This is a genomic window from Negativicutes bacterium (genome assembly GCA_018052945.1).
Lineage (GTDB): Bacteria > Bacillota > Negativicutes > JAGPMH01 > JAGPMH01 > JAGPMH01.
Window position 1 is genome coordinate 1 of the sequence record JAGPMH010000081.1, and the last position, 3,174, is coordinate 3,174.

3 protein-coding genes and 3 tRNA genes are annotated in these 3,174 nt (G+C 37.4%); all 6 read left to right on the forward strand.

Features of this window, described 5'->3' with window-relative positions; translation table 11 throughout:
* A partial coding sequence (locus tag KBI38_08180; GenBank protein MBP8630021.1) for a hypothetical protein occupies positions 1 to 187 on the forward strand: 187 nt, incomplete at its 5' end.
* A 163-nt stretch (positions 188 to 350) separates the two neighbouring features.
* A complete protein-coding gene (locus KBI38_08185; protein ID MBP8630022.1) occupies positions 351 to 1,829 on the forward strand; it encodes a hypothetical protein in 1,479 nt (492 codons plus the stop codon).
* 81 nt (positions 1,830 to 1,910) lie between these two features.
* Positions 1,911 to 1,986 (forward strand) — tRNA-Thr (locus KBI38_08190).
* 3 nt (positions 1,987 to 1,989) lie between these two features.
* Positions 1,990 to 2,074: transfer RNA gene (locus tag KBI38_08195), tRNA-Tyr, on the forward strand.
* Positions 2,075 to 2,077: 3 nt separating this feature from the next.
* Positions 2,078 to 2,154 (forward strand) — tRNA-Met (locus KBI38_08200).
* Positions 2,155 to 2,290: 136 nt separating this feature from the next.
* Positions 2,291 to 3,174, forward strand: an 884-nt coding sequence (locus KBI38_08205; GenBank protein ID MBP8630023.1) for a PLP-dependent aminotransferase family protein, incomplete at its 3' end; no start/stop codon positions are given.

Genomic DNA, 3,174 nt, shown 5'->3' on the forward strand with positions numbered 1-3,174 from the left:
GAAAAATTTGCAGTCGCCGGCTGATAGTGAAAAAATGATGTTTTTTGTGCCGGTTGATGAAGTTAAAGAACCGTTGGTGTTGGAGTTTTCGCTTAATGAAACATATACTTTAAGTGAAGCTGAGTACTTAATAACGCTGTATAGCAAAAAGCATATTTTGCAAAATATTAAAAGAGAATTATTGTAAAATATTACAAGAGGAAAAAATATAATAAAGACTAAAAGGTCTGAAATTTATAAATTGACATTGTTTACCTTAATCGTTTACAATGGGTTTATGATGACGAAGAGGTCATGCCCTTAGGGCATGACCTCTTTTATATTTTATGAAGAAGAAAAGGTGTGATTTTATGTGGGAATGGTCTAATAGTGCAGTAGAAAAACTATTGATACAAACTTCGGCTTATGCCAAAGGAGAACTATCACAAATTCTTAAAGAAAAAGATTATCCCAGTAAGTGGCGTGGCTTAGTAAAGAATATCAATGATATTGTTAAATTATTACGGAAATTTACAACGTCAACTCAAGTTTCAGCCGGTAAAGTTTCAGCAGCAGTACAACAACTTAATAACCAAATTAATGAGTTAAATGGTTATTCTGCTAAGATTAGGGAAGATGCACAAGAAACTAATGTTATAATGAATGGACTGTTTGAAGGAACTAACCGGATCAAAGATGGTATTGAAACTATTGGTATTGCTACGAGGGATATTACGGATATTTCAGCATCAATTCATGAAGAGAGTATTGAAAATAAGAATAGAGCCGAGCAAGGTAATTTAGCGGTGCGGGATGTAGCAATGGCGATGAATAGTATTGCTAACTCTAGTAAAACTGTAGAAATGAGAATTGCAGAGTTGGCGGAAGTGTCAAAAGAAATCGACAATTTTCTGCTAACAATAAAAACTATTGCGGATCAAACTAAATTATTAGCGCTAAATGCCAGCATTGAAGCAGCTAGAGCCGGAGAATATGGTCGCGGGTTTTCTGTTGTTGCTAGTGAAATCCATTCGCTGTCGGAGCAAAGTCAAGAAGCAGCCTTATCAGCTAATGGCTTATTATTACAAATAAATCAAGGTGTGAATTCGGCGGTAGTAGCTTCAACGGAGGGGAAGAGCTCAGTGGAAAAGGGGCAAAGTTCAATTGCTGTAGCCCAAGGCAAACTTAGTGATATTGAAAAATCTAGCCGGAACGTGGAACACCGGATTGCTGAGGCTAGTGCGGCTAGGCAAGAACAATTGGCTGCTACTAAGATTGCCGCAGAAGAGCTCAATCATATTGCTGATTTGTGTGGCTCTGTTTTACTCAAAAGTGAACATGTCGGTGAATCGTTAAATCAACAATATACTTTAATCAGCGAAATGAAAAAAATGGGGACATTAGTTGATTCAGAGGCTATTTCTTTAGTAAAGGAAACTGAAAAAATAAGTTTGGTAAGTTTGAAAAATAATCATGGTTTAAAAGAACTTATTGAAAAATCCTTAACGAAGTTGGAAAAATTAGCAGAGACCTTATCCTACGAAGAATATAATGAAGAAAGTCATAATGCGATGCTAAACTCATTTTTGAAATCACAAGTTGAGTTAGAAGCTATTTGGACTAATAAGGCTGATGGTAGTTTTATTGTGTCCTTGCCACCGGCTGGTATTACTAATGCCTTAGCGCGACCTTGGTTCAGTGCGATTAATGGTAAGGCATTTGTTTCGGCAGTATATGTTTCAGCTATTTCTAATGCTCCGTGCATTACTGTGGCCGTACCAATGTATAATAAGAATAATGGTGTTATGGGAGTGCTGGGTGCTGATATAAAAATTTCCGCAGAAAATTAAATAAAATAATATTAAAGGTATTGACGAAATAATTTTATTAATATATAATTTATATTGTCCTTAAGAGAAACTTAAGGAAATGCTGGTGTAGCTCAATTGGTAGAGCAGCTGACTTGTAATCAGCAGGTTGGGGGTTCAAGTCCTCTCGCCAGCTCCATATGGATGGGTTCCCGAGTGGCTAAAGGGAGCAGACTGTAAATCTGCCGGCTCCGCCTTCGTTGGTTCGAATCCAACCCCATCCACCATTTGGCGGTGTAGCTCAGTTGGCTAGAGCATGCGGTTCATACCCGCAGTGTCCGGGGTTCAAATCCCTGTGCCGCCACCATTTTAAAAGTAAACCTAGTGTATACTAGGTTTTTTCTTTGTTTTCCAGAAAATTGTACGCCATACAATGTTTTAATTGTATGGCGTATTTTTTTATATTAAAATGTCTTTAAACTTAAGATATTGAAGGTGATGATATGCCGGTAAACTCATTTGATAATTACTATATGTCTTGGCGACCAGTGTTTGATAAAAGTAAAAAACCATATTATTTATCGCTGGCAGTGCAGTTAGAAGAAGATATCCAAAGTGGACTGTTGTTGCCGGGGACAAAATTGCCGCCGCAACGCGAATTGGCTGATTTTTTGGACTTAAATTTAAGTACGGTGGCAAAAGCTTTTAGTGTTTGTGAAGCGAAAGGGTTGTTGATTGCTAAAATCGGCAAAGGTACTTTTGTGCAATATGGCCGTGGCAAGACGATTTTATTGCCACAAAATCATGATGAGATTCAAATGGGGGCAACGATTCCGGAAATAAAATCATATTATCATATTAAAGATATTATTCATTCGATGCTACAGGAAGAGAAGTTTGAAGAATTGTTTAGCTATGGAAAGTTCTGGGGACGAGACTGGCAATGTGAGGCTGGTGCTGAATTCATTAAAAAGGCCAAGGTTATAATAAAGCCGGAGAATATTCTGTTGGCTAATGGTGGGCAAAATGCGATTGCGGCGATTATGATGGCATTGGTGCAGTATGGCGATAAAATTGGTACCGATAGCTTTACCTATCCTGGACTTAAAACTTGTGCCAGAATGGTAGGGGTTCAATTGGTCTCTATTAGAGATGAAAATGGTAATATCACCGCAGAGAGTATTGCTAATGCTTGTATCAATGAAAAAATAAAGGTGATTTACCTGATTGCTGATTATAATAATCCCACGACTTTATCATTAAGTGTAGCTGAACGAAAAATACTGGTACAAAGTGCTGAAAAATATAATTTAACAATTATTGAAGATGCTATTTATGCCTTTTTAAGAGCAGAGCCGTTACCGGCGATTGCCAGTTATGATGCTAA

Bases quoted from the DNA above. Each gene is read 5' to 3' on its own strand.
- KBI38_08185 (MBP8630022.1), top strand. From the start codon at position 351: ATGTGGGAATGGTCTAATAGTGCAGTAGAAAAACTATTGATACAAACT.